At 75.4% G+C, this 1,428-nt stretch carries 2 protein-coding genes and 1 pseudogene; 1 reads left to right on the top strand and 2 read right to left on the bottom strand.

The genetic code is table 11. The features are described from left to right. Positions 1 to 220 (bottom strand): annotated as a pseudogene (locus tag EAO77_RS39560) (hypothetical protein); the annotation flags it as partial. Between the two features lie 177 nt (positions 221 to 397). Between EAO77_RS39560 and EAO77_RS35580 the strand changes: the two are divergent. Then, positions 398 to 1,042: a DedA family protein gene (locus EAO77_RS35580; protein ID WP_147992455.1), complete on the top strand. Its 645-nt coding sequence runs from the start codon at positions 398 to 400 to the stop codon at positions 1,040 to 1,042. Here the strand turns inward: EAO77_RS35580 and EAO77_RS35575 are convergent. Further along, a complete protein-coding gene (locus EAO77_RS35575; RefSeq protein ID WP_147992454.1) occupies positions 1,002 to 1,253 on the bottom strand; it encodes a DUF2277 domain-containing protein in 252 nt (83 codons plus the stop codon). The two genes, EAO77_RS35580 and EAO77_RS35575, sit on opposite strands and share 41 nt — an antisense overlap. Positions 1,254 to 1,428 lie beyond the last annotated feature (175 nt).

Below are 1,428 nucleotides of genomic sequence, written 5' to 3'. Positions count from 1 at the left end.
CGTCGAGCAGGACGGACAGGGCCACGACGGCGTAGATCCAGGGACTGCCGGTCAGCGGCCCGAGACTCTCCAGCACGATGGCTCTCCCGGCCCGGCCCCCCGGCCGCTCGACGACACGGCCGTCGTGCCGCGGCGGGGCGGCAGGACGGCTCGACAGCTGTACAGCGTACGCCGGGGACGGGTGCGGAGATCCGCAGGGGTGCGGGATGTCGTACGGCACGGAACCGTTCGCATACCTGTCCTCCGCATGCCCGTGCCGTACGACATCCCGCACCCCTGCGGATCTCCGCACCCGTCCCCGGCGTACGCTGTACAGCTGTCGAGCCGTCCTGCCGCCCCGCCGCGGCACGACGGCCGTGTCGTCGAGCGGCCGGGGGGCCGGGCCGGGAGAGCCATCGTGCTGGAGAGTCTCGGGCCGCTGACCGGCAGTCCCTGGATCTACGCCGTCGTGGCCCTGTCCGTCCTGCTCGACGTCTTCCTGCCCGTCCTGCCCAGCGGCGTCCTGGTGATCACCGCGGCGACCGCGGCGGCCGCGGGCTCCACCGCCGGCGGCGCGGGCGTGGCCGGTGCCGGCGTGCAGCGGGAAGTGCCCTCCCTGCTCGTCCTGCTGCTCTGCGCGGCGACCGCGTCCGTCCTCGGCGACCTCTTCGCCTACCGGCTCGCCCGGCGCGGCGGTGCCCGCTTCGACCGGGCCATCGCCCGCTCCCGCCGCCTGACCCGCGCACAGGAACGTCTCGGCATCGCCCTCGGCCGGGGCGGCGGCGCGCTCGTCGTCATCGCCCGCTTCGCGCCCGCCGGACGTTCGGTGGTGTCCCTCGGCGCGGGGGCCGCACAGCGCAAGATCAAGGAGTTCCTGCCCTGGTCGGCACTGGCCGGCCTGATCTGGGCCGGCTACAGCGTCGGCCTCGGCTGGTTCGGCGGCCAGTGGCTCGGCGCGAGCTGGATCGGCGCGGCCGTCTCCGTGCTCGCGCTGTTCGGGGCCGGGCTGCTCGCCGCCTACGTCATGCGGCGTCCGGCGCAGGCCGGGCGGCCTGCCGCGTAGCGGAGCCCCGCACCTCCAGACCGTCCAGCAGACGCTGGGTGGCCTCGGTGATCTCGACGACGGCCCGGTCGAACACCTCCTTGTTGTGCGCGGCGGGCGCCCGGAAGCCGGACACCTTGCGCACGTACTGCAGGGCGGCTGCGTGCATGTCCTCCTCGGTGGCCTCCTCGGGGAGCACGGGCGGACGGAGGGTCTTGATGCTGCGGCACATGCGTCCAGTGTGCCGCGCGCCACCGACAGCCCGCCCGCCGCAGGCGCGCGTCCCGCCGGCGTACGGCCCCCACGAGGGCCCCGACCGGCGTCGAAGGCCCCGGACGCGCCCGAGTAGAGTGCGGCACCGACCCCGTCCCCCTCCCCCGAGGTACCCGACTCCGTGACGCCCGCAC

The sequence above is a fragment of the Streptomyces sp. T39 genome (assembly GCF_008042045.1).
GTDB lineage: Bacteria > Actinomycetota > Actinomycetes > Streptomycetales > Streptomycetaceae > Streptomyces.
This window is presented reverse-complemented; position numbering and strand designations above follow the sequence as displayed.

What these genes read in the sequence shown, in the direction of transcription:
- EAO77_RS35575 (WP_147992454.1), bottom strand. Translation starts at nt 1,253, where the DNA reads ATGTGCCGCAGCATCAAGACCCTCCGTCCGCCCGTGCTCCCCGAGGAG.